At 52.1% G+C, this 25,067-nt stretch carries 24 protein-coding genes; 5 read left to right on the forward strand and 19 right to left on the reverse strand.

The window, feature by feature from the left end:
- Positions 1-4: 4 nt before the first annotated feature.
- Genes AC0YNX_RS14235 through AC0YNX_RS14255 form a run of 5 tightly spaced genes read right to left on the reverse strand, consistent with a single transcriptional unit; the run spans position 5 to position 3,942 of the window.
- A complete protein-coding gene (locus tag AC0YNX_RS14235) occupies positions 5-673 on the reverse strand; it encodes an aspartate/glutamate racemase family protein (RefSeq protein ID WP_475816350.1) in 669 nt (222 codons plus the stop codon).
- 40 nt (positions 674-713) lie between these two features.
- Positions 714-1,196 (reverse strand): thioredoxin-dependent thiol peroxidase, encoded by a 483-nt coding sequence (gene bcp / locus AC0YNX_RS14240; RefSeq protein ID WP_475816351.1) that lies wholly within the window; start codon positions 1,194-1,196, stop codon positions 714-716.
- 33 nt (positions 1,197-1,229) lie between these two features.
- Positions 1,230-2,021 carry an ABC transporter permease gene (locus AC0YNX_RS14245; RefSeq protein WP_475816352.1) on the reverse strand — a complete coding sequence of 264 codons (792 nt, stop codon included), beginning with the start codon at positions 2,019-2,021 and terminating at the stop codon, positions 1,230-1,232.
- A 5-nt stretch (positions 2,022-2,026) separates the two neighbouring features.
- A complete protein-coding gene (locus tag AC0YNX_RS14250) occupies positions 2,027-2,821 on the reverse strand; it encodes an ABC transporter permease (RefSeq protein ID WP_475816353.1) in 795 nt (264 codons plus the stop codon).
- Positions 2,818-3,942 carry an ABC transporter ATP-binding protein gene (locus AC0YNX_RS14255; protein WP_475816354.1) on the reverse strand — a complete coding sequence of 375 codons (1,125 nt, stop codon included), beginning with the start codon at positions 3,940-3,942 and terminating at the stop codon, positions 2,818-2,820. The genes AC0YNX_RS14250 and AC0YNX_RS14255 overlap by 4 nt, the downstream gene beginning before the upstream one ends.
- Positions 3,943-4,248: 306 nt before the next feature.
- Here AC0YNX_RS14255 and AC0YNX_RS14260 point away from each other — a divergent pair, with 306 nt between their 5' ends.
- Both AC0YNX_RS14260 and AC0YNX_RS14265 read left to right on the forward strand, forming a co-directional pair.
- Positions 4,249-5,358: an LCP family protein gene (locus tag AC0YNX_RS14260; RefSeq protein ID WP_475816355.1), complete on the forward strand. Its 1,110-nt coding sequence runs from the start codon at positions 4,249-4,251 to the stop codon at positions 5,356-5,358.
- 101 nt (positions 5,359-5,459) lie between these two features.
- The gene (locus tag AC0YNX_RS14265) at positions 5,460-6,776 is read left to right on the forward strand and encodes a glutamate-1-semialdehyde 2,1-aminomutase (RefSeq protein WP_475816356.1); all 1,317 of its coding nucleotides are present in this window, start codon (positions 5,460-5,462) and stop codon (positions 6,774-6,776) included.
- 726 nt (positions 6,777-7,502) lie between these two features.
- On the opposite strand, the gene AC0YNX_RS14270 is transcribed toward AC0YNX_RS14265, so the two are convergent.
- The 4 genes from AC0YNX_RS14270 to AC0YNX_RS14285 form a co-directional block, all read right to left on the reverse strand.
- The gene (locus tag AC0YNX_RS14270) at positions 7,503-8,210 is read right to left on the reverse strand and encodes a DUF5808 domain-containing protein (protein WP_475816357.1); all 708 of its coding nucleotides are present in this window, start codon (positions 8,208-8,210) and stop codon (positions 7,503-7,505) included.
- Positions 8,207-8,650: a GntR family transcriptional regulator gene (locus AC0YNX_RS14275; RefSeq protein ID WP_475816358.1), complete on the reverse strand. Its 444-nt coding sequence runs from the start codon at positions 8,648-8,650 to the stop codon at positions 8,207-8,209. The genes AC0YNX_RS14270 and AC0YNX_RS14275 overlap by 4 nt, the downstream gene beginning before the upstream one ends.
- A gap of 76 nt (positions 8,651-8,726) precedes the next feature.
- Positions 8,727-9,569 (reverse strand): inositol monophosphatase family protein, encoded by an 843-nt coding sequence (locus AC0YNX_RS14280; protein ID WP_475816359.1) that lies wholly within the window; start codon positions 9,567-9,569, stop codon positions 8,727-8,729.
- A 216-nt stretch (positions 9,570-9,785) separates the two neighbouring features.
- The gene (locus AC0YNX_RS14285) at positions 9,786-10,649 is read right to left on the reverse strand and encodes a hypothetical protein (RefSeq protein WP_475816360.1); all 864 of its coding nucleotides are present in this window, start codon (positions 10,647-10,649) and stop codon (positions 9,786-9,788) included.
- Positions 10,650-11,215: 566 nt separating this feature from the next.
- Here AC0YNX_RS14285 and AC0YNX_RS14290 point away from each other — a divergent pair.
- Entirely contained in the window at positions 11,216-11,563 is a 348-nt protein-coding gene (locus AC0YNX_RS14290; RefSeq protein WP_475816362.1) for a helix-turn-helix domain-containing protein, read from the forward strand.
- 19 nt (positions 11,564-11,582) lie between these two features.
- Here the strand turns inward: AC0YNX_RS14290 and sinI are convergent, their stop codons facing one another.
- The 6 genes from sinI to AC0YNX_RS14320 all read right to left on the reverse strand — a co-directional run bounded on the left by sinI (position 11,583) and on the right by AC0YNX_RS14320 (position 16,760).
- A complete protein-coding gene (gene sinI / locus AC0YNX_RS14295) occupies positions 11,583-11,720 on the reverse strand; it encodes a DNA-binding anti-repressor SinI (protein WP_475816363.1) in 138 nt (45 codons plus the stop codon).
- Positions 11,721-12,023: 303 nt separating this feature from the next.
- Positions 12,024-12,791, reverse strand: a complete 768-nt coding sequence (gene fabI, locus AC0YNX_RS14300) for an enoyl-ACP reductase FabI (RefSeq protein ID WP_475816364.1) — start codon at positions 12,789-12,791, stop codon at positions 12,024-12,026.
- 115 nt (positions 12,792-12,906) lie between these two features.
- Entirely contained in the window at positions 12,907-13,914 is a 1,008-nt protein-coding gene (uvsE, locus tag AC0YNX_RS14305) for a UV DNA damage repair endonuclease UvsE (protein ID WP_475816365.1), read from the reverse strand.
- The gene (locus AC0YNX_RS14310) at positions 13,911-14,228 is read right to left on the reverse strand and encodes a hypothetical protein (RefSeq protein ID WP_475816366.1); all 318 of its coding nucleotides are present in this window, start codon (positions 14,226-14,228) and stop codon (positions 13,911-13,913) included. The genes uvsE and AC0YNX_RS14310 overlap by 4 nt, the downstream gene beginning before the upstream one ends.
- A gap of 79 nt (positions 14,229-14,307) precedes the next feature.
- Complete coding sequence (locus AC0YNX_RS14315; protein WP_475816367.1) at positions 14,308-15,510, reverse strand: D-alanine--D-alanine ligase family protein; 1,203 nt, start codon at positions 15,508-15,510, stop codon at positions 14,308-14,310.
- Between the two features lie 71 nt (positions 15,511-15,581).
- Positions 15,582-16,760, reverse strand: coding sequence for an amidase domain-containing protein (locus AC0YNX_RS14320; protein ID WP_475816368.1), 1,179 nt, complete (start codon positions 16,758-16,760; stop codon positions 15,582-15,584).
- Between the two features lie 391 nt (positions 16,761-17,151).
- Between AC0YNX_RS14320 and acnA the strand changes: the two genes are divergently transcribed.
- Positions 17,152-19,872 carry an aconitate hydratase AcnA gene (gene acnA, locus AC0YNX_RS14325; RefSeq protein WP_475816369.1) on the forward strand — a complete coding sequence of 907 codons (2,721 nt, stop codon included), beginning with the start codon at positions 17,152-17,154 and terminating at the stop codon, positions 19,870-19,872.
- 75 nt (positions 19,873-19,947) lie between these two features.
- On the opposite strand, the gene AC0YNX_RS14330 is transcribed toward acnA, so the two are convergent.
- The 3 genes from AC0YNX_RS14330 to AC0YNX_RS14340 all read right to left on the reverse strand — a co-directional run bounded on the left by AC0YNX_RS14330 (position 19,948) and on the right by AC0YNX_RS14340 (position 22,806).
- Positions 19,948-21,042 (reverse strand): glycosyltransferase family 4 protein, encoded by a 1,095-nt coding sequence (locus tag AC0YNX_RS14330; RefSeq protein WP_475816370.1) that lies wholly within the window; start codon positions 21,040-21,042, stop codon positions 19,948-19,950.
- On the reverse strand, positions 21,039-22,265 hold the full coding sequence (locus AC0YNX_RS14335) for a glycosyltransferase family 2 protein (RefSeq protein WP_475816371.1): 1,227 nt from the start codon (positions 22,263-22,265) through the stop codon (positions 21,039-21,041). The genes AC0YNX_RS14330 and AC0YNX_RS14335 overlap by 4 nt, the downstream gene beginning before the upstream one ends.
- Before the next feature lie 163 nt (positions 22,266-22,428).
- A complete protein-coding gene (locus AC0YNX_RS14340) occupies positions 22,429-22,806 on the reverse strand; it encodes a hypothetical protein (protein WP_475816372.1) in 378 nt (125 codons plus the stop codon).
- 175 nt (positions 22,807-22,981) lie between these two features.
- Here AC0YNX_RS14340 and AC0YNX_RS14345 point away from each other — a divergent pair, with 175 nt between their 5' ends.
- Positions 22,982-24,229: a beta propeller repeat protein gene (locus AC0YNX_RS14345; protein WP_475816373.1), complete on the forward strand. Its 1,248-nt coding sequence runs from the start codon at positions 22,982-22,984 to the stop codon at positions 24,227-24,229.
- 57 nt (positions 24,230-24,286) lie between these two features.
- Here the strand turns inward: AC0YNX_RS14345 and AC0YNX_RS14350 are convergent, their stop codons facing one another.
- Positions 24,287-25,033, reverse strand: a complete 747-nt coding sequence (locus AC0YNX_RS14350) for an IclR family transcriptional regulator (protein ID WP_475816374.1) — start codon at positions 25,031-25,033, stop codon at positions 24,287-24,289.
- Between the last annotated feature and the right edge of the window lie 34 nt (positions 25,034-25,067).

Consider the following 25,067-nt stretch of genomic DNA (forward strand, 5'->3'; position numbering starts at 1 on the left):
TCTATTATTCTGCTTCCTTTCCACTCCAAGCCACAGCTAGTGTCTGAAGCGGATTGACGATCTGAACGCTAAGCTCGCGTTCCACCTGCTGCGCCGCATCTACCATCGACAGCTGAGCGACGGACAGCTTGGCGCCATCCCCACTCGCTGCGAAGAACGCTCTCATGCTGCTTGTCAGCTCATGCATATACGCTTCTTTCTTCCCCTGCATAATCAGCTCGAACGTATTCGGAACGACCTGCACCTCGATCTGTCCAAGTGTTATGCCACGCGAAGCCGCATACACATGCAGCCTTTGCATCGTTCCTTCCACCGTCGCCGGATTCGTGAACAGCACCGTTTGCGGATCGTCCGAGCTGCAGATAGCGGCGAAGAACGGCTCGTCGATTTTGATAATAGGCGTCTTCGTTCTAAGCCTCGCTTCGTCCAGCAGCGCAATATAGTTCGTGCACGTGATGAGAATCGCATCGACCTGCGTGCCCGCTATCCACTCGATCTGCTGTACAACCTTCTCGCGCGCCTGCACTTCATCGAACTCGCTTCCTTGCGATAGTCGGCTCATCAGCCCGGGATCAACATAGTGAACGAGCTGAATCTCCTCAGCTGCAAAAGCCTGCTCGATATAAGCGATATTGGAATAATGCGCGTGCAAACAACCTAGCTTTCTGCCCAATCCGTCCTCCTCCTCGTTGTCTGTTTCCCCGCCACATCACCTATAATGCTTTTGCCGCCTCCAGCACAGCCTCGACATGGCCTTTCACACGCAGATTGCGCCACTCTTGAACCAGCTTGCCTTTCTCATCAATCAGAAACGTGGAGCGCACAAGCCCCATATACTCGCGTCCGTACAGCTTCTTCATCTGCCAAACCCCATACAGCTCGCACGCGCGGTGGTCCGGGTCCGCTAACAGCTCGAAGGGCAGCTCATACTTCGCCCTGAATCGCTCGTGCGTCGCTTCATCGTCAATGCTGATGCCGAGCAGCACCGTATTGGTTTCCCCGAATGCAGAATAGGAATCGCGGAAATCGCAAGACTCCTGCGTGCAAGCCGGCGTCAAATCCTTCGGATAGAAGAAGATGACGACTTTGCGTCCCGCAAACTCACTGAGCGTAACCTCCCGCCCACCTCTGCCCGGCAATGTGAAATCCGGTGCTTTTTTGCCTACAACCGCTTTTGCTTTTATCGCCCTAGCCATCTCACTCATCCCCTTAACCTTGAACCCTTATTGTTACGATCCCGCTCCTCGGTACTTCTTCACGCCAAGGTTCCATATGCCAATCCCGATTACAAAGACGACGATTCCCATAACCGGCGTAAGCATCGCAAGCTTCGATAATCCCTCGTGGTCCTTGTCCAAGAAGTACGAAGCTGGAATAACGCCGACAAAAGCGAAAGGCAGCAGCCACGTCAGCATGAAACGGATCATTTTGTTATAAATATTGACCGGATAGCGCCCATAGTTCGAAATGTTGTACATGAGCGGCAGTATGCCTGTCGGTGCATCCGAGTAGAACGAGATCGCCGTTAGCGCAGTGAACAGCCCTGCGTAGATCATGATGGACCCGATTGTGAAAATAATCATCATCAGTATATCCATCAAGCTGAAGGCAAGTCCGAGATCTCCCCAGCTGAGTACCATAATGATAAGTCCGACAAGTGAACCGAACAGTGACGGCGGATCGAGATTCTCCAGCAGCACTTGATACAGATTGTACGCCGGACGCGTCAGCACGCGGTCGAACTCGCCCTTCACAATATACCGATCGCTGAAATTCCAAATATTGAAGAATGCCCCGAAGATGCCAGCTGGCACCATGAAGTAGCCGTAGACGAACACGACCTCAGCCTCCGACCAGCCTCCAAGCGCCGGCGTATGCTGGAATACGATCAGGATGAAGATCAGGTTAACCCCTTGAAACAGTAAGTCCGACAGCAGCTCCACCCAGAAATCCGCGCGGTACGTCAGCTTTGTCTTCGCATAGTTCTTCATATACTCCATCGCAAGTGACCAATAGAACATTTGCTTTAACCTCCTTGCACGAACAGCCGGGTCCGTGCCATGCGCCATATCCATGCGATCGGAATGATCAGCACGAGGAACCAGATCAACTGAATGCCGAACACTCGCAGCACATCATCACCTGTCGTGCGTCCCGTGAAGACGGAGCTCGGCAAATAGGTAATCGCCTGGAAAGGCAGCCATTTCATCGTCAAGGCAAGCCAGCCCGGGAAGAACGATACCGGTACAATGACGCCTGAGAACAAGTCAACGACAACGCGTTTCATGCGCAGCATCCCTTCATTGTTCTCTACGAAGAATGCGAACAGGCCGACAAGCATATTAATTTGTGTATTTATTAAGAAACTGAAAAGCAGCATGACGAGGTAGATCCCCCATACGCCTGGATCTGTAGGCAGCTTCACCGGGAAGATCAAGCAGACAAGCGCAAGCCCCGGTCCCATGAACAGCAGCAGCCGGAACAACCCTTCGCCGAAGCCCTGCATTAGCTTCACGAACAAGTAGTTATAGGGACGGATGAACTGGACGGCTACGCTGCCGTCTCGTATTTCATTGGCGATTTCACGGTCCAGGTTGTTGAAGTAGAACGCTCTAGCCATCCAAGATACAGCGACGTATGTAGTCATCTGCGCAAGCGTGAAGCCGGCAAGCACTTTCTGATCGCCGAATATCGCTTCCCACAGGAAATAGTACGCGCCGATATTAATCGTGTAGATGACGATCCCGCTGTAGTAGTTCACGCGGTAAGCGAGCATCATGAGAAACCGGATGCGGATCAGTTCGAGATAGGCGCTGTTCATGATTGCCGCCCCTTCTCCTCGTCAGATGCGGCGGCTACTGTCGCTTGGCCGCTCTCTGTCTCGCTAATCGCTTCATCTGTGCTTGAGGACTGGCTCAGCTTCTCCGCCGCTTCGCTCGAAGCAGATCCGGATTGGTAGATTTCACGGACAATCTCGTCGGTGTTCGTCTCCATGATCTTAATGTCCCGAATGTCTGCCCGGCTGCCAACGACACGAGCCAGCGCATCCGATACGTTCACTTCATGCGGCAGCCACATCGTCGCAGTCAGCTCGTTGTCCACCGTCCATGTTACACCGCTCAGACCTTCGGTGAATTGCTTCAGCACATCAAGTGGCGGCAGCTCGCCGAATTGGAACTGCAGCTCGCGCCCTTTGCTCCATCTTGCTTTCAGCTCATCAAGGCCTCCGTCGTAGATAATGCGTCCGTCGTCGAGCATGATAACGCGGCTGCAGAGCGCTTCGATATCTTGCAGGTCGTGCGTGGTAAGCAGGATTGTGGTTCCGTGTTCACGATTGATTTTTTTCAGGAATTCACGGATTTCGGTCTTCACGACGATATCGAGACCAATTGTCGGCTCATCCAGAAACAGAATGGACGGGTTATGCAGCAGCGACGCCACAAGCTCGCAGCGCATCCGCTGGCCAAGACTTAGCTTGCGAACGGGACGATTCAGCAGCTCGCCAAGTTGAAGCCGCTCCACCAGCTCATCCAGCCGAGCGCGGAACTCCGCTTCAGGCACTCGGTAAACCTTGCGCAGCAGTTGGAAGGACTCGATAACGCCGATATCCCACCACAGCTGGCTCCGTTGACCGAATACGACGCCGATACCGCGAACGAACTTCTCCCGCTCCTTGTACGGGACGAATCCGTTAACCTGCAGATGGCCGGATGTGGGGACCAGAATGCCTGTCAGCATTTTGATCGTCGTCGATTTGCCCGCGCCGTTCTCGCCTATGTATCCGCATATTTCACCTTTAGGAATCTGGAACGAAATATCTTTGACCGCGGTAATGTCGTTGTATTCGCGCTTAAACAGGTCTTTCAGCGCCCCGCCAAGACCTACGCGGTTCTTCTGAACTTGAAACTGCTTGCGCAAATCTCTTACATCTATTGCTAGCATATGGCTATGCTCAGCCCCTCTCTTTTCGACATTTCCTGGGAAATATCAGCTTTTTTCGTTGTTAAACAGTGCTGCAATCGGCGGTAACCGTAGACTCTGCGGCAAAAGCAAACGTTTCGCGAAAAATAAAGCAAGTATAGCAAAATTCGATACTTTCTTATATTTTCAGATAAAACTTGCTTCTCTACGACAAACCATTTTATAATTTTATGATATGTAATGCTATAGTGTTCTCTCAAAAATGTCGTCTGTCGTACTCAACTATACAAAACCTTAAAATTCGGTCCTAGGAGGAAAGTATCAAAAATGGCACGTGCACGTTCGCAACAACCCAAAAAGAAAAAGCCATGGAAATGGGCACTGCTTGGATTAGGTGTAGCTGCCCTCATAGTTGCAGGCTTCTTTATTTATCAAGGTGTCGGAGTCGTGAAAGGGTTAGATGGCTTCAGCAAGACACAGAATGAGTCCATGTTCGGGCAGTTCGAAGAGAAGCCAGCCGAGAAGCCGCCGGAATGGCAAGGCACTGAGCGTGTTAACATTCTCATCATGGGCGGCGACAACCGCGGTCTGAAGAAGAGCGAAACCGCACGTTCCGACTCGATGATGGTCGTCTCTGTTGATCCAGTAACGAAGAAAGCGCATTTGTTCTCCGTATTGCGTGATACGTATGTAGACATCGATGGACATGGCGAAGGTCGTATCAACACTGCGCTTGCGCTTGGCGGCCCTAACCTTGCCATGAAGACGATTGGTGATCTGCTCGGCCTTCATATTCAATATTATGTGTATACTGACTTCGAAGGATTCAAGTCTCTGATTGATGCGCTTGGCGGCATTAAGAATTTTGAAGTTGAGAAGGATATGAACTACGTCGATAATGCGGACGGCAATCGTTACGACATTCACTTGAAGAAAGGCGTTCAAGATCTTGACGGCACGAAAGCACTGCAATATGTGCGTTTCCGTCATGATGCGATGAGCGACTTCACGCGGACCGAGCGTCAGCGCAAGCTGCTCTCTGCTGTAGCCGATGAACTGAAGAGCGGCTGGAACCTGTTGAAGATGAAGAAGATCGTGGACAGCATTCAACCGTATGTAGAGTCTAACATTGAAGTTTCGGATATGATGAAGCTGGCCGAGCTTGGCGTTAAAACAAGCGTAGCCGGTCAAACGCAAGTACCTCCGATGGAGCTGCTCGGCGGCAAGAAAGTCGGCGGGGCATCCGTGCTTGCTGTACGTGACGAAGACGAGCTGCTTACTTTCGTGCAAGATGAGCTTGCAAAAGATACAGCACCGGCTGTGGCAGGTTCGGGCGAAGGCGATACGAGCACGAACGGCAGCACAGGAACTGACACTGGTACTGGCAGCAACTCGTCAAGCACGAACAGCAATACGGCTAACGGTACAAGCAAATAAGATCGATCCAAGGAGAGGCGGAATGCCTCTCCTTTGTTGTGTCGCTGCATTCGTAGCTGTACAATAAGGAATATTATTGGTTCAGGAGGTTTCTAACGTTTATGTCTATTCTAAGACCGCGCTCCGAGCAATTGTATGCGGAAGCGCTCGAACATATTGTCGGCGGCGTCAATAGTCCGTCCCGTTCTTTCAAAGCTGTTGGCGGCGGTGCTCCTGTCTTCATGAAACGCGCTTCAGGCGCTCATTTCTGGGACGTCGACGATAACCGCTATATCGATTACTTATGTGCATACGGTCCGATCATAACCGGCCACGCGCATCCGCATATTACCGAAGCGATTACCCGCGCAGCTTCGAACGGCACGCTGTACGGCACGCCGACAGAGCTTGAAATCACACTCGCTCGCATGCTGAAGGAAGCGATCCCTTCGATGGATAAGGTTCGCTTCGTCAACTCCGGCACCGAAGCCGTGATGACGACGATCCGTGTCGCCCGCGCCTACACGAAGCGCAGCAAGATCATCAAGTTCGCCGGCTGCTACCACGGCCACTCCGATCTGGTGCTTGTTGCGGCAGGCTCCGGCCCATCAACGCTCGGCATCCCAGATAGCGCTGGCGTTCCGATCAGCATCGCGAATGAAGTGATCACCGTCCCGTTCAATGACTTGGACGGGCTGCGCGTCGCGCTCGAGACCTTCGGCAATGAAGTAGCTGCCGTTATGGTCGAGCCGATTGTCGGCAATTTCGGCATGGTGATGCCGAAGCCCGGCTTCTTGGAAGGCTTGTGCCGCATGACGCGTGAAGCCGGCGCGCTCGTCATCTACGACGAAGTCATCAGCGCCTTCCGCTTCCACTATGGCAGCGCGCAGACCTACAGCGCGTTCCCGGACCATGCTGCTATTGAGCCGGATCTAACGGCTCTTGGCAAAATCATCGGGGGCGGCTTGCCGATCGGCGCTTATGGCGGCCGCAAGCATGTGATGGAGCAGGTCGCTCCTCTCGGCCCAGCCTATCAGGCGGGCACGATGGCCGGCAACCCGGCCTCCATCTCGGCGGGCATCGCCTGCTTGGAGGTGCTCCAGCAGCCAGGCGTGTACGAGCGGATGAATGCGCTCGCGGCGGAGCTCGCTGATGCGCTGCAAGTGGCAGCGGACAAGCACGGCATTCCACTAACGATCAACCGCATCCGCGGCTCGTTCTCCGCCCACTTCTGCGATCATCCGGTGACGAACTACGATGAAGCGCAGGATACGGACGGCGAGCGCTTCGCGGAGTTCTTCCGCCTGATGCTCGATCAAGGCATCTGCCTCGCACCATCCAAGTATGAAGCGTGGTTCCTCACCACAGCGCATACGAGCGAGGATATCGCCGCTACGATCGCAGCGGCGGAGAAGGCCTTTGCACAGATTGCTCGATAGAGCTTGGGAAAAGAGCGGCACGCGGTGCCGCTCTTTTGCGTTTGGCGAGCGAATTTCGCCGATGTGTAGCATGTGGTAACACTCTTTTGCGTTTGGCGAGTGAATTTCGCCGATGTGTAGCATGTGGTGCCACTCTTTTGCGTTTGGCGAGCGTATTTCGCCGATGTGTAGCATGTGGTACCACTCTTTTGCGTTTGGCGAGCGAATTTCGCCGATGTGTAGCATGTGGTACCACTCTTTTGCATTTGGTGAGTGAATTTCGCCAATATGTAGCATGTGGTACCACTCTTTTGCACTTTGTAGGTGAATTTATTTTGTGAAGAGTACTACTTACCCCTCTTTTTTATCTCCACAGGCAATTTCCCACATGTAGAGTAGCTGCTACCCCTCTTTAACAAATTCCTGGCATTCAGTAGCTGGTCTGCTGGACCTCTTCCCCCAATCTCAGTCATATCCACCCATGTAGCTGGTCTGCTGGACCTCTTTATCCAAATCTCAGCCATTTCCACCTATGTAGTTGGTCTGCTGGACCTCTTGGGTCTCTTAGGTCTCGTTAATCCTTGATCTCCTTGATCTCATTGACCTCCTTGATCTCCTTGACCTCTTGTCCTGGTTAACCTCTTTAACCTCATAGCACTCTAACCATCTACCAGCCCCCTCCATCCCCACAACCAACCACAAACAAAAAAACGCGGAACACCAAACGGTGCCCGCGTCTTTTTTGCATTATTTCACCCACTCCACGATCACAACAATAACAATCGGAAGCGCCAATATGCCGAGTAGCATCACCCAGCCGAGAGGTTTGCCGAAGTTCACGGTCCAGCCGATGCCATACCGCTTCTGCACGAATAGTGCAGAGTCCTGCGGGTTGTAATAGATGCCACCGGCAATCCATTTGCCCGCTCCCTCACCTTCGCTCAAGTTCGCTGCACCTAAGCCAAGCCTCTTCACATAGACGATGAGCGCAGCAACCCCTGCGATGATCAACACAAACAGCGCAATCATCGCCACCACCGCTCCTGCAGCCGGCCAGTCGTAGAGCATCGTCGCTTGTACATAGCTGAAAAATGCGACAAGCAGAAGAGACAGCCCATATAAGAACAGCCCATTTGCGTAGCGGTACTGCTCCTGCTGCTCCTGAGGCATTCCTTTGCCAAGCTCAGCCGCAGCGGATGTAATCAAACGCTCCACACCCATGAGCACCGCTAGCAGGATCAGCTGAATCACGTTCAATATGAACACGGTACCTGCGCTCTTGTCATCATATCGATCCGGATGAAACTTGATATCATAGTGAACCGCCAGCCGCTGCGGTATCCGATCCCACAGGAGCACCGCCGCAATCACGGATGCCGCAATGATGAAGAATTGGATCAAATACCAGCTTGCCGGGATTTTCACTCGCCCACTTCTGCTGATGCTAGCCATCATTCCAAAGCGTCTCCCATCCTTGTTAAGTCGCTGCGATATATTTTGATGCATGCTTTGCTGAATTCCGCTTCGCTCATGCCCCTTGCGCGACCTTCTGCCGCAAGCGACCGAAGCTGCTTTTGCAGACGGTTCATATACGCTTCCGTCACCCGCGGCATCTCCGTAGGCATAGGAACGAGCACACCTAATTTGCCGTCATAGCGCTCCTGCAGAAACCCTTCCGTAAGCAGTGTATGATACGCCTTATTCACGACTTGCGACTTGACCCGCAGCGCGGAAGCGAGCCGCCTCGCAGAAGGCAGCGTTTTGCCTGGCTGAATCGATCCGGAAGCGATTCCGGCAATGATCTGCTGCGCAATCTGCTCATGCATCGGCACATCGCCTTGTATATCAAGCTCAATATACAACATGCTGTCAGCCCCCTCTCCATGAAGCTCCATACGTTATTCTATGCAAAAGAACGCCTCTTCTCCCATCCTGCCTGGACGGTTAAAGAGACGTTCCTTTCATCAATAACTAGCTGCCGGATTCCGCCTGCTGGAGAACATGCAGAAACTCGTCATGGATATGGCCGTTCGTCGCAGCGACATGGCGTACGCCAAGGTCATACGGATTGCCCTTCATGTCGGTGATGCGTCCGCCAGATTCGGTGATTAACAGCGAGCCTGCTGCCAAATCCCAAGAATTCAGGCCGATCTCCCAGAAGCCACTCAGTCGTCCCGCCGCTACATAAGCCATATGTAAGGCAGCTGACCCTCCCGAGCGAATATTGCGCACCTGCGGCACAAGCGCCTGCAGCCCTTTCATATTCAGCGGAAGCGCATAGTTCTGATCCGCCGGGAAGCCCGTTGCGATCAAGCTCTCTCCCAATTTCTGCTCATGGGATACACCCATCCTCCGGCCGCGCACATAAGCGCCTTTGCCTTTCTCCGCCACGAACAGCTCGTCACGAATCGGATCATACACCACACCGACGATAACCTCTCCGCGATGCGCAAGCGCGATCGATACGGAGAAGAACGGGAAGCTGTGCACGAAGTTCGTCGTTCCATCCAGCGGATCGACGACCCACAGATACTCGGCGTCCCTTACGGATTGCAGCGCACGAGTCGAAGCTTCCGGTCCAGGTTCAACGCCCTCTTCACCGAGAAACGAATGATCGGGAAAATGCGTCTGCACCAAATTGCGAATCATCATCTCCGCGCCTTTGTCGACTTCGGTCACAAGATCCTGCGCGGAATATTTTAACGACAAGGTCGTGTGGTTGCCAAGCTTCGTCTTGATCCACTCTCCAGCCTTTGCTGCGCAATTGATTGCAACAGCCGTAAAGCTCTTGCCTCCAATAATGTGCTCACTCACGGTTAATCACACTACTTTCCTATGAGTTCATAATTGCTTACCTACTATACGTTGCTAAGCCTGCAAAGTTCCAGCCTTGCTCGCAGCAGTGATACCTATTTTACTCCATATTGCACTATTGTTTCCACTATATACCCAATCCTGTCCAACGCCTTCAAATAAAAACTGGCCGGTGCGCCTGTAAGGCACATCCAGCCAGCGTTCGTGCTCCAACAATTATTGGTTTGCTGCATCATCTGATGGTTGTTCGATTACTTGCTCAAGAGGCTCCTGCACCTGACTGGACGTTTGTTTCTCCGATGGAACCTCTTCTTCAGACGGTAATTGCTCCGGTACAGATGGTGGTTCTTTGCTATCTGGAATCTCAGTCTGTTCTTCAGGTGTATCTGACTTCTCTTGCTCTGGCGTAACGTCTACAGGGGCAGGGGCCGTAAGATCTTGAAGCTCACCGTCTTGCTTGCGATTCTTTATTTCAGCCACGACCTCACGGAGTTCACTTTGGAGTGTAGATTTGAGCTTTGTGTAAGCTTGATAGGATCTGTTCATCTCAGCTTGGACTTCTTGATAACCATCTTCCGCAGACTGACTTTGATCCGCTGTGAGAGTACTTAATTGGGTATCCTCATGCTCACCTGCTAGTGTCGCATAGACTTGCCACGCTTGTTCTCTTAGCGAACTATTCATGAATAGGTTGGAGCCAAGAAACAATTGGAAGCCGGTTAAGACAGAATCCCCTTCATCCACGAGACAATTGGGATCCACTGTCCTCGCGTAATCCGACAGTTGTTCTAGAATAGCTGCTGCCTGATGCATCTCTTCCTGCGCTTCACTCCACGCTTGATTATTCGAGGTTATTTGTTCTTGCATGGAGCGTAATTCGGTTGAAACCTGCGTCAGCTTGCTCTGCAAAAGCTTCTCTCTCTGCTTCAATTCCTCAAGCGAAATGGCAGTGATATCAACGGTTTCCTTAGAAATATTCTCCGCAATCGAATAGCTCGTTACTTGTGAATACGCTTCCTGACCTCGTTTCGAGTGCTCCTCAAAGCGCTCTAACAGCAATGCAATCTCGCTTGGAAACACCGGACAGCTATGGAAATTAGCAGATGCGGTAGCCGTGGAAGTATAAAGTCCGAAGGTCACTCCAATATGTAGGGAGAGCCAAGTGAAGAGCATGGCCACGCTTAAGAAACTGGATAAAGCATATATGTGGAACGTCCGACGAAGCTTGATTCGTTTCCGCTTAAACTTTCTGGATCGAGACAGTGGGCTCATCTCCTCGTTTCTTTATAAGAAACGTATAAGTTCTTAATAAAGAACATCATTTGCAATTACTATACCTTATTTCTCGCTTCCCGGCAAAAGTTAAAATTCAAGCATTCTCCCTTAAAACGAGACAGTTTATCAGAACATTGAACCTAAATCTTCCAATTTCATTCATTGTCTGCGTTTCTCTCCGACTCTCATTCTTTATTGAGAACTTCACTTCAATGAAACGCTATCACCAACAAAAAAACGTCTTGCGTCGGTTTATTAATTCCTGTCAGGTTACTTTACAAATGCTTCTATACTTCGTAAGATTATTGTAAGCTCGCTTGATTGAAGCAGTCATTCTACACCAACTTCAACAGCTAAAGGAATGCATAACGATGATTGAAGAAATCGGAAAAAGAATTCAGCAATTCCGCACCGAACGGGGCATGTCCCTATCTGAGCTCGCCGAACGTGCCGATATCGCCAAATCCTATATAAGCAGTGTTGAACGAGGACTGCAATCGAATCCTTCAATTCAGTTTCTGGAGAAAATTTCGGTAGCGCTGGATGTGCCCATTCATGCGATTATCTATGGTCCTGCTGCAGCTGAGCTTGATCAATCACTGGATGGCGATTGGCAACAACTCCTGCTTGAGGCGATGGCCTCCGGAATAAGCAAGAGCCAATTTAAAGAGTTTCTTGAATTTCAAAAATGGAAGAAAAATAACGAGAATGCCAACTAGTCGTTCGTCTCGAAACAAACTAATTGGCTTTCTTCTTTAACTGACACGCCTCAATAAACGCCCGAATTTCCTCCACCGTTACCCCCATCGCTTTTGCCTGAAGAAATAATGTAATCCAATCACTTTCCGTCGCCTGTTCTTTTGCAGTAGTGAACATGAAGCGGTACTCCCCCTCAGCTACTTTTCGAGATTTAAGATTCTTCTCTTCCCCTCGAACGCGTTTGGAAATAATTGTTATATTTAATATAATTCAGGAATCTCTTTAACTGATCTTTATGATACAAACTGTATACAGAAAAGGTTGTCGAACTTTGTTGGTCCTCAAAAATATTTTTCAAAATGCGGTTCCAAAGTCTCAGTTTGTCGAAATGTTCTCTTATAAACACAAAAAAAAGCGTCCCTAAGCTTGTCCGGTTTCCCCGGTCAAACCATTAGGAACGCTCATTCGCTCTTCACACTTCTATCCTACAATGTTATATCCATTATCCACATAAATAATCTCGCCCGTAATGCCGCGCGACAGATTACTCATCAGGAACATCGCCGTGTCGCCCACTTCAGACGCATCCGTCGTCCGGCGCAGCGGCGCCTTCGCTTCAACTTGGCGAAGGATGGAATTAAAGTCTTTAATCCCTTTCGCTGCGAGCGTGCGAATCGGGCCAGCCGAGATCGCATTCACCCGCACGTTATGCGGCCCAAGATCAGCTGCCAAATAACGGACGGACGCTTCCAGCGCGGCCTTCGCAACGCCCATGACGTTGTAGTTCGGCAGAGCACGCTCGGAGCCGAGATAAGTCATCGTCATGATGCTGCCGCCTTCGGTCATGAGCGGATAGACTCGCTGCGCGACCGCTGTGAGCGAATAAGCGCTAATGTCATGCGCAAGCGCGAAGCCTGCACGCGACGTATCGACGAACATGCCGTCGAGCTCTTCCGTCTTGGCGAAAGCGATGCTATGCACCAATCCGTGCAGAACGCCGAACGATTCCTTCAACTGATGAACAAGCGCGTCAATCTCTTCATCGACGGTAATATTGCACTGCAGGAACAGTGAACCGGGAATGGTCTCCGCCAGCTTGCGGACACGCTCTTCCACCCGTTCATTCTCATAGGTGAAAGCAAGCCGAGCGCCTTGCGCTGCAAGCGATTGTGCAATTGCCCAAGCGATGCTGCGATCATTCGCAACCCCCATCACAAGCATGTTCTTTCCCGATAATAATCCGTTCATTGTTTCACAATCCTCTCTACAAAAGTATTTGTGATCCATGATGAAGGTCTTATGATAGCGCTTTCTTATCCAAAAATAAACGAAGGGACAGAAAAGATCAAGCTTTTCCTGTCCCTTAACGAATTTCGATGCTGCCACCGTCAATTACATGAATGCTTTCGCCTTCCAGCTCCAGCTGGCGCATATCTGCCATCAGCTGCAGCAGCGCCGCATCCTTCTGCTTCGCTTCTATCATGACGTCCAGCCGCTCGGTAGATCCGGCAATCCCGCGAAGGAATCGAAGCAGCGGAGCCACGTCAACGAAGTCCGCATGCCCGCGCGGATCCTTCTCGCTCTTCGGACTCGACACATGCAGCTTCGGCGGCACGGTCACCGGCTCGCCGCTGGCGCTTGTCCATGTGCGCAGAATGCGCGGCCATAGCTCCCCATATAGCGAGGCATCTGACTCGCCGCCGTCATTAACGGCATGATGGTGAATATCAAGCACCATCGGCGCTCTTACAGCTTCGGCGGCTGCCAGCGTCTCGCGCGTCGTGAACGTCTTGTCGTCGTTCTCGAGCGTTATCCGGTTCCGCAGTCTCGGCTCAAGTTCGCTGAACTGCTGCACGAACCGCTCAGCGGAAACCACCTTGTCGCCATACGCGCCGCCAACGTGAATATTGCATTTGGCAGAAGACTCATCCAGTCCCATATGCTCCAACATCGTGACATGGTAATTCAAGTCTTCCTTCGACTTCGCCAGCACCTCCGGTCTCGGCGTGCTGAATACGCAGAAGTGATCGGGATGGAAGGAGAGCCTCATGCCCTTCTCCTTCGCAAACCGTCCGATATCTGCGAATGCTTCGGCAAGCGCTGGATAAGGGTCCCATCCCTGCAGCGCATCATGCGTCGCAAGCGGAATGATCTTCGACGTCATCCGGTACACATACACGTCATGCCCGACGCAATGCTTCATCAAACGCAGCGTCGTGCGCAGATTCTCCTCCGCAATGCGCTCCAGCCTGCGCAGACCCGCCTCCCGATCATCGAGCTTCGAGAAAGTGGCATAGGTCATCGTGCGGGACGGCGACACATTCTTCTCCAGCAGCGTACTCATCGCAACGAAGCCGAAACGGACAATCATGCTTGCTCTCCGAAGAACATTTCATGCGCAAGCGCAGTCTGAATCCGCGCTTCTTCCTCCGTCAGCTTGCGAATGAGCTCCATCTCCACTTCCGTGACTTCCTCGCCTTGGAAATTAATTTCCGCAATGGAAACGAGAATCTTCACGATCGCGATCGCTTCATTATCAGGCGTGTAGGCGATCACCTTCTGGCCGGTTGGGTAGACGCGAAAGCCGCTCTTGACCATTTTGCCGCGGCCGTACTCCAGCAGCTCGTACAATTCTTGTTTCGACTTGAACTTGCACACGGAATTAAACTCGGTTTGAAAACCCATTGATAAGACCAGCCCTTCGTCCAACATATTATGTACCACTAAGTGAAAATAGCTTAAAAAAAAGCGAGGAACCCGGCAATTAAGCCGGGCCGCCTCCGCTATAATCAATCGTTTGCTTCTCGGCATGGCGTTCAATCGCCAGCTGAATCAAGTTATCGAGCAGCTCCGTGTATGGCATGCCGCTTTCTTTCCACATGAGCGGATACATGCTGTAAGGCGTGAAGCCCGGCATCGTATTCACTTCATTGATGAAGATCTGGTCATCTTCCTTGCGAAGGAAGAAATCAACCCGCGACAAGCCCGAGCCGTCAATCGCCAGGAATGCGCGAAGCGCCATCTCGCGAACGGAGTCGGACTGCTCCTGCGTAATGTTCGCCGGAATATGCATCATCGACTTGCCGTCGATGTACTTTGCCTTGTAATCATAGAACTCGCTCGAGGACGTGATCTCGCCAACAACGGAAGCGCGCGGCTCGTCATTGCCAAGCACGCTTACTTCGATCTCGCGAGCATCCACGAATTCTTCCACGATGACCTTGCGGTCAAAGCGCAGCGCGTACTCGACAGCTTGGATAAGCTCTTCGCGATTGCGCGCCTTGGAGATGCCGACGCTTGATCCAAGGTTAGCCGGCTTGATGAAGCATGGGTAGCCAAGCGCCACTTCAATCTCCATGATGAAGTAGGAGGATTCCTTCTGCCACTGCGTCCGGTTGAAATGCCGGTAGATACACTGCGGCAATCCTTCTTGCGCGAATACTTTCTTCATCGTGATCTTATCCATCCCTACCGCCGATGCAAGAACGCCTGCGCCGACATACGGAATGTTCGCCATCTCGAACAACCCCTGAATCGTGCCATCTTCACCGAATGTACCGTGAAGCAGCGGGAATACAACATCAATCGGCGCTTCGACAACAGGAGCCGGAACGTCCGCGGACACAGCCGAGATCGTCACTTCAGCAGGTACTTTCACCGAAGAAATCGTCGCAGGCTCTGCATCTGCATCAGCCAAATCGTCGGCTCCTTGGTTGCCGAATACCGGCATAAGCGCTTCAGTGCCGACGGCAGAACTACTTGCAAGGCGAAGCTGATCAAGCCCTGTCGGCGCTGCGAGCAGCATGTCTCCCGCGCGCCATGCGCCTGTCTTGGAAATATAGAAAGGTTTAATTTCGTATTTGCTGTAATCAAAGGCCTTCATAACTGCCAGTGCGGTTTGCAGCGAAACCTCATGCTCGCCTGAGCGCCCGCCGTAAACAAGTCCTACGCGCACTTTCTCCCCCATGGTTAATCCTCCGGTTATGTTAGTTTCCCACAGAAGTGGGTCGTCATACGTATCTGGGCTTGAAGCGCACATTAAAACTCATCCGCAATGTGAAAAAACCGGTACTTGGTATTCTCCGTCCATGCATAGGAATCTTGATAATCCCAGTAGCGGTGACGGCTTGGAACCGTATTGGCATTCACAAGCGGCATGCCCGCCGCATCGAATGCGGTCACGACCGTGCTGTGCTGATAGCGGTTGTCGCCGCTCCAATCATAAATAATGACATCGCCAAGCGCGAGCTGATCAGCGGATTCAACCACTGTTGCCCGCAGCCCCGATTTGTGCGAAGCCGATAAGTAATTCTTGAGCGCGTTGGCCACTGCCCAGCTATAACTCCAATTTTCCCGGCTGCCGCTATAGCCGCGGTACCACCAGCCAGTATCCCTCCTACCAGTATAGTCCATAGGCGCGCCCCCTGCAAAGACGCATTGGGAGACGTAGTTGGTGCAGTTGACCTCGAAATTCTCATACGCCGGATTCGGCTCATTCCACCAGCGGTCGGCATAAGCGGCAACCAAATCTCTGCGGTACCTTATACCAGCGCGCCCATGTTTGAAATTCGGCAAAACATCATAATTTATATAAGGTATGGATTGCGGCTTCGCAGTAGGAACGATCGACTCCAACTCTTCGAACAGATCGGACGAGCTGTACCTCGGTCGGCGCTCGAGCACAATCGGTTCGATGCGCGAGATCGAATACGTCCCGTCATCTGCCGTCAGCCACAGTCGTTCGCGGTCGCAGCGCTCCTCAATATAAGTGCGTCCGTTCTGATCAATCGTCCGTTTGACGCGCAGCTCAATCAAGACGGCGACCTCGCCAAGCGAGCCCGATGATTCACTAACGCGGATGAGCTCCGCGTTCGTTTCACTGCGGGAAGGAAGGATACCGCGCAGCAGCTCCTGCTCGCGCAGCCGAGACAGCCGCCCGGTAAAGCGGACGAGATGATCCGTATCGCTAATAACCTCTTCGAAAGGCGGCGCATAGCGGTCGATTTCGGCCTGATTGTACAGCTTCACATACTTGTGGACGATAGCCTTCCAGCCTTGCAGAGGCGGAGGCTCCTGCGGAGCGTTTCGCTGCTTGCCACTTGTAGCGCTGCTTCTGGGGGCTGCAACGCTCGCAGCCGCTCGACCAGGCGGCGCATGTTCCGTTATTTTTCGCATGCCTGGCTTGCTTGTTCCGACTCGTACTCGCGATCGCGGCACTTGCAATCCCTCCTGCCATGTTTGATGTTGCACACAACACAATAGAACTCTTCTATTGGAAATGGGCGGCATCCGCCGCTTCATCGTATGAGGCACGGGGTATGTCACGTAAAACGCGGGAATACCCAAATAAGTGGAAAACTGGTTCATTATATGAGCAAACCGTTCGTTTCATGCGGATACAACGGCTTTAAGCTTTGTGCAAGGGCTTGGAAAGCGGGCTTATATGCAATTCGGGCATTATTTTTGTTAGCTGTAGGTGATATTTGCACTTTCTAAATGAGCGAAAAACCGCTATACTTAGGGTATTGAATGTTTTTGAAATCGTGTTTCACCCTGTGAAACTCACAGCATGAAGCACACTACAGATTGTCAAGGAGGCGCGAACGCAATGACTAAACAAAATGAATACTCCGTCCGCGAATCGCTTCAAGTCGGCGGTAAGGATTTCGCTTACTACCGTCTAGGCGGATTGGAAGAGCAAGGCCTAGGTAAGATCTCGAAGCTCCCTTTCTCCATTAAGGTGCTTCTCGAAGCTGCAGTCCGTCAATTCGACGGCCGCGCAATTACGAAAGAACATGTAAAGCAGCTCGCAACTTGGGCTGACGGCCGCGAGGACAAAGAAATTCCTTTCATCCCGGCACGTATCGTTCTTCAAGACTTTACAGGCGTACCGGTTGTTGTTGACCTTGCCGCAATGCGCGACACGGTTAAGAAATCCGGCGGCGACCCGAAACAAATCAACCCGCTCGTACCGGTTGACCTTGTAATTGACCACTCTATTATGGTTGATACGTTCGGTACACCAGACGCGCTGGAAACGAACACTGCCATCGAGTTCAAACGTAACGAAGAGCGTTACCGTTTCCTTCGCTGGGCACAAACAGCGTTCGAGAACTTCCGTGCTGTACCTCCAGGCACAGGTATCGTTCACCAAGTTAACCTTGAGTACCTTGCTTCCGTAGCAGCTACGAAGACAGTTGACGGTGAAACGGTTGTATATCCGGATTCCCTCGTAGGTACGGACTCCCATACAACAATGATCAACGGTCTTGGCGTAGTTGGCTGGGGCGTTGGCGGTATCGAGGCAGAAGCAGGTATGCTTGGCCAACCGCTTTACTTCGTAACACCGGAAGTTATCGGCTTCCGTCTGACTGGCAGCCTTGCTGAAGGCTCAACTGCAACTGACCTTGCGCTGACTGTAACGCAATTGCTTCGTAAGAAAGGCGTTGTCGGCAAATTCGTCGAGTTCTTCGGCCCTGGATTGTCCAACATCAGCCTTGCTGACCGTGCAACTGTTGCCAACATGGCTCCTGAGTACGGCGCAACTGTCGGCTTCTTCCCGGTTGACAGCGAAACAATCAACTTCCTTCACCAAACAGGCCGCGACGCAGACCAAATCGCGCTTGTTGAAGCGTACTATAAAGCACAAGGCATGTTCCGCACAGACGATACGCCAGAGCCTGTATTCTCTGACATCGTTGAGCTGGATCTGGCAACAATCGTTCCTTCCCTTGCTGGTCCGAAGCGTCCGCAAGACCGCGTTGAGCTGACGAACATGAAAGAAGCGTTCAACAGCATCACTCGCACGCCGATCGACAAAGGCGGCTACGGCTTGTCCGACGAGAAAATCTCCGAGACGGTTGAAGTTAAGCATGCGAACGGCGAAGTAACGAAGATGGGTACTGGCGCGGTTGTTATCGCGGCAATCACATCTTGCACGAACACTTCGAACCCAAGCGTTATGATCGGTGCGGCGCTTGTTGCGAAGAAAGCAGTAGAGCGCGGCCTGAAGAAGCCCGCTTACGTGAAGAGCTCCCTGACACCAGGTTCCCTGGTTGTTACTGAGTACTTGACTCGTGCAAACCTGCTTGGATCGCTTGAAGCTCTTGGCTTCCATGTTGCAGGCTACGGCTGCGCAACTTGTATCGGTAACTCCGGTCCGCTTCCGGACGAAGTTAGCCAAGCGATTGCAGACAACGATATGACGGTTGCAGCTGTGCTGTCCGGTAACCGTAACTTCGAAGGCCGCGTTCACGCACAAGTTAAAGCAAACTACCTGGCATCGCCACCGCTTGTAGTGGCATACGCACTGGCAGGAACAGTGAACATCGACCTGTCCTCCGAGCCAATCGGTCATGACAGCAATGGCGAGCCGGTTTACCTGAAAGACATCTGGCCAACGTCCAAGGAAATCGCAGACACGATTGCAGCAGCAATGGGTCCTGACATGTTCCGCGACAAATACGAGAACGTATTTACGCAAAACGAGCGTTGGAATGCAATCGACGTACCAACTGGCGAGAGCTACGAGTGGGACGACAAATCGACTTACATTCAGAACCCGCCGTTCTTCGAAGGTCTTGGCGCTGACATTGGCGATATCGCTGATATCAAAGGCTCCAGCGTACTGGCGCTTCTAGGCGATTCGGTTACGACTGACCATATCTCGCCTGCCGGCAACATCAAGGCAGACAGCCCAGCTGGCGAATACTTGATCAAGCATGGCGTAGACAAAGTAGACTTCAACTCGTATGGTTCCCGTCGTGGTAACCACGAAGTTATGATGCGCGGTACATTCGCGAACATCCGTATCCGGAACCAAGTGGCTCCTGGCACGGAAGGCGGCGTAACGACTTACCTGCCAACTGGCGAAGTTGAGTCCATCTACGACGCTTCGATGAAATACCAAGAGAACGGCAAGAACCTTGTCGTTATCGCAGGCAAAGAATACGGCACAGGCAGCTCCCGTGACTGGGCAGCGAAAGGTACATTCCTCCTTGGCGTAAAAGCAGTAATCGCGGAGAGCTTCGAGCGTATTCACCGTTCCAACTTGGTTGGTATGGGCGTACTTCCTCTGCAATTCACTGAAGGCCAAAGCTGGAAGACCCTTAACATCACTGGCCGAGAAACATTCGACATCGTAGGCCTCAGCAACGATGTACAGCCAGGCCAAATCGTGAAGGTCATCGCAACTCGCGAAGACGGCACATCGTTCGAGTTCCCGGCAGCTGTACGTCTTGACTCGATGGTGGACGTGGACTACTACCGCAACAGCGGTATCCTCCAAACGGTTCTTCGCCAAATGATCGCGGCGAACGCTAACAAGTAATAAAGATTGTTTAACCAGCAACGCTATAAAGCGGGCCTCCTGACGGAGGCCCGCTTTTTTTACATCAATTTATTTTCAAATATGCTGTTCCGGCTTTGGACGCAGCTTTGCCAAGCTTCCCAGCATCCTCATAAAGTTCGTGGTGTATTTATCAGCGGAGAAATTCAGCTTCATATGCCGCTCAGCATTCTTGCGAATGGATTTGCGCAGTGGCGCATCACTCATGAGCGACTCCGCTTCTTTGACGGCCTGATCCAAATTGCCGCGGCTATATAACTTGCCGGTTACGTTATGGATCATAAATCTGCGGATGCCGTCAGAATCTGTGGTGAGCACCGGGCAGCGGCAGAGCATCGCTTCCGCGACGGCATAGCCGAACCCTTCCAGAATCGAGGTGGAGCACAATAGCCCTCCCGAATCGCCGATGACCGAGAAGTAATCCGCAATTTGCTCGTGGGGAACGTTAGAATAGGTAATCAGTTTATTTTGCAGCTGCAGCCCGTTCACCCATCTGTCGAAGTGCTCCTTCTCAGCGGGATCATTCAATGTCGCATCTCCGAAGATCCACAAGTAGCACTCCGGAAATTTGTTAATCAGCCTCGAACCGATAAGCAGAAACTCGCGCCAATTCTTGTTCGCCTCAATACGGCCAACCCAGCCGATGACCGGAAACGGCTTCGGAGGATAAGAGTTGTAACCGAAGCTCTCCGTATCAAGCGGATCGTCGAAGGAGTAATGCGGAATGTCGCTCATGTGCTTCGTCAGCAGCTCCATCAGATGATTCGTCTTCGGATAGAGCAAGGCATCTGCGTTCTGCAGCACCCGAGGCGAGATATCCTTCAGCACTGCGTTCGCTGTCTGTATCGTGCCGAGACCTTGAATCTCGAATATCATATGGCCTTTGTAACCAGCCTTGCGGATGGTGAGCAGCATGAGAACATCCGTACATACGATGATGGCATCATAGTTTTGCCGCATGACATGCCGCCCAATCTCCGCTTCGTCACTGATGACAAAGTTCGGAATATCTTTAATGTTCTTGCGCCCTTCGCCATCGTAGTTGTAGAGCAGATGGCACTCTACCCCGACTTGCATCAGCGCTTTGCAACGGATGCGGTTCAGCGTCTCCATACCGCCGCTTGGATTGTAGAAGGTGAATAGTAATTTCATCCTGAACCCATCACCCCTGCAAAATGCTCCTTCAAATAGTTCACGAGACTCTGCGTGCGGAACAGTTCGTCATGCAAGCCTTCCTTCGGGCTAAACGTGCTGACGAAGCGGTACCCCAGCTGGCTGTGATCTGCCGTATAGTAGTTGGACATGACAAGCGGCGGAGCCTTCTCCAGTTCATTAAACAGCACTGTAAGATCCATGACATCTCGGAACAAGATATCACCGGGTACGAAGCAGTACGGTGTTTGTATCATCTGGGCGGCATGGAATAACGCTGTCTCGACTGCTGCATACGGGTACCATTTGAAATCCGTCGACGGATGCGAAATGCCGGACAAGTCCGCAGTTACCCGCATATCCGCCGACAGATCAAGAATGTAGCATGTATAGTTACTGAAGGTCTGCTCATACAGGTTCTCGAGTCGCTCGATCGCCTGCGCGCCAGATTCCTTCAGAGGTAGCAGCACGGTAATGGATGGAGGAATACCTCTGCGCATTCTGGCCCGATGTCTGGCCAGATGATACGCATACCGCCACTTGCGGTGCTTGGCGGTGTCTTGCAGCGCCGCGGATACGCTGAACGTCGAATTGACGCGATAATCCATCAGCTCCACTGGGATGTACTTCATCTCACAGTGCTCGGAGAGGCGGAGCCAATAATCATAATCTTCTACAGGCTCAAGCCCGTAGCCGTCAATTTTCTTTGCGCACTCTGCTTTGTACATGAAGGATACACCGACAATGGACGTGTCGAGCAGCTTCACTTTCGGCTGCGATTGATACTGCCGCTGAGTCGCTAGCATCTGTTCGCTATTCAGCGGTCGACCCTCGTTATCAACCGATTGAAAGGAGCTATACACAAGTCCAAGCTCGGGTGGTCCTTTGACCAGCGCATTGCGCATCGTCTCCAGAAACCTCGGATAATAGATGTTATCACTGGAAACCCATGTCAAATACTGAATGGCCGGCATGCTGTACAGCTGCGCAAAGCCCGTATTCAGCGCCGTTGCGACGCCTTGATTGAAGGTATGCGAAACGATTTGGACACGGCTGTCGCCTTGAGTGAGCTCCCTAATTAACGGCTCCATCTCTGGCGCCCCGTCGATGACAATAATCAGCTTGAATTTCTGGAACGTCTGCCCCAGCACGGATTCCAACGCTGCCGTAAGGAAAGCCGGCTTCTGTTTATATACAGGCATAACAACTCCTAAATCGAACATACTGTCACTCCCTCCGCTTCTCCACCCTCGTATTATTGTATTGGCATGACAAGAGTTTGCTTGTGCGGCTATCCCTTGAGGCGCCTGCCTTTTCATGAAAAAAGGAGCTAACGGCATTCGTTAGGCTCCAATACTTCCCATACTCTAGCGCGAAACTCCTCCACTACACAATCGGTGTCGAGAAGGCCGTAATCGGCATCCAATCTTCTACTTTAATATTTTGTCCGTGAACAAGGTTCCCGAACTCGTCCAATCCGAATACAGAGAAAGCAACCTCTGAAAGAATTCCAGATTGATCAAGCTGCACTTCCCAAGCAATATCTCCCGCAACATTAAACTCGCGAGTATCGCTCGAGTGGCCAGCCAATATAAAGCCTGTCACATGAACAAGCGTTAACATGTTTGTAGCTGGCGGAACAACATAGACTTCGATCAGTACAAGGATGGGAGTAGAGGTAATATTACGTGTATTTACGGCGACTGTCGATGCTGCTGTTCCCGTCGCTCTCGTGTTTGTAATTAATCCCGTTGTAAAGGGCATATCTTCACCTCCTACATAAAGAGTAATTACATTTTATTCCAAATTTTTCTTGAAGTTCGGGATGAATCTTCTTCTCTCTATGCCTATTTTCTATTCTTTCGGATAAGCATCCAAGCGATCTTCAACTATTTTCGTAGAATAAGATATAGACTTATTGATTAGGAGGTTAGCTACTTTGACCAATTTCAACTTTCAGGTCACGCCTACAGGTCCGCCTAAATTCGAACCAAGCGTCGCCGTTAATCTATTAATTCCGGGCATTATGCTGTCGGTAGCAGTCGATACATCATCAGGTCCCCCGTTAATCGGGCTGTACCGCTCGTTGGACGGCGGGTTCAGCTGGGCAAACAGTCTGCTTCCACTGCCCGTTGGCTTTACCGGAGCGGAAGCACCTGTTGTTGCATATGGCTTCCCCAATATCTTTATCGTATCGGCACACGTATTTGCAGGCGAAGAAGGAGGCACGACAGTCGTCTACAAATCGTTCGACAATGGCGCTACCTTCAGCGCACCTCAGACCGTTGCCCCAGGCTATGGCGTCTACATCAACAATGATGAAACGAACTGCACCGTCGACACGTCGCAATCTAGCCCTTATCTCGGCAACATGTACACCACATATAACCACCAGTTCAACGTAGATAATGGCGGTAACTCCACAGCGATGCTTAACCGTTCCAGAGACAATGGCGCAACTTGGGATCAGGCTGTACTGCTCTCGAGCGAAGCGGATCAAGTCGAACGGCCCGATATTACAGTCGATCTCGTGGGCGTTGTCGACGTTGCTTATGTCACGGTCGATCCAAGCTTCAACTTCATCGTTCGACAGTCGATGGATGGAGGAGCAACCTTTGTAAACGGTGTCGTCGTCTCTAACGTCGTTCCCGTTCCTTCTCCGCTTCCCGTACCGGGATGGAATTTCCGCGTACTCACCTTCGCCAATATCTCTACTGACCGGTCGGTAGGTCCATTCACGAACCAAGCATACGCAGTGTGGCAGGATAATCGGCTTGGCTACTCCGATGTCTTTATGTCGAGGCGCGCTCCTAACACCAACAGCTGGTCAGCGCCAGTCAGCATTACAGGTGCTCCCGCCGGAACGCAAAACTTCTTCCCGGCCATCGACGTCGATCCGCTGACCGGGGTCGTCAATATCATCTATTACAGCAATCAGATTACCCAAACGCTCCTCGACGTATATGTAGCAAGGTCGATTAACGGCGGCGCTACCTTCACCAACACACGCATTACGAACGCCTCGTTCAACCCGAACGCCAGCAACCCAACTCCCGTTCCGCTTATCGGCGATTATATTGATATCATTAGCGTCCCTCCGGGCGGCTATATCGGCGTGTGGATGGATACGACGCCAGGTACGTTCTGTATCTTCGCAGGTTACTCCGATCAGATCATTACTCCATAATAAGAAAAGTCGCCAGCAGATTGATCTGCTGGCGACTTTTGGGTCAGAGAAAGAATTTTATTTCAGCATGACGCCCAGGCGGCGCGCTGCCTCCATGACAGCAGGAGCCTGCGAGCGCATAATCTCCTGCGTGAACCGGTTCGCGGGTCCCGAGACGGACAGCGCTGCAACAAGCTTGCCTGTGCGCGAGAATACCGGCGCCGCGACAGCGGCAGCTCCTTGCTCGCGCTCCTCAACGCTCGTCGCGTAGCCGAGACGGCGCCATTCCTCCAACTGCTCACGGTACAGCTGCCGGTCGAAGTTCGCCGGCCAGGACGGATCCAGCAGCAGCTCCTCACGCTTTGTCGGCTCCTCGAAGGCGATGAGCACCTTGCTGGAGGCCCCGACATAGAGCGGCAGCCTCACGCCGATCGGAGCGACGCGGCGGATGGCCTGCACGCTCTGCACCGCTTGAATACGAATCCGCTCGTTCCCATCGCGCAGGTAGAGGCTAATGGTCTCGCCGAGCATGTCGCGCAGCCGCTCCATCTCCGGCAAGCCAATTACAGCCGGATCGTCAGCGCCCGACATATTCGCCGACAGCTCCCAAATTCGCAAGCCCAGCCGGTACCGTTCCGATGCCGGGTCGCGCACGACGAAGCCGCGCTCCTCCAGCGTGCTCAGCATCCGGTGAACGGTGCTCTTATGCAGTCCGACATTCTCCGCAAGCTCCGTCATCGCCCATTCTTTCTTAGCGGTGAAGCACAGCAATATATCAAGCGCCCGTTCGACGGCGCGTACGGTCGATTTTCCTTCCTCCGCCATAGGTCCGATCCCTCTTTCAAAAGTTTCACTCAGT

This window comes from Paenibacillus sp. J31R98 (assembly GCF_056269245.1).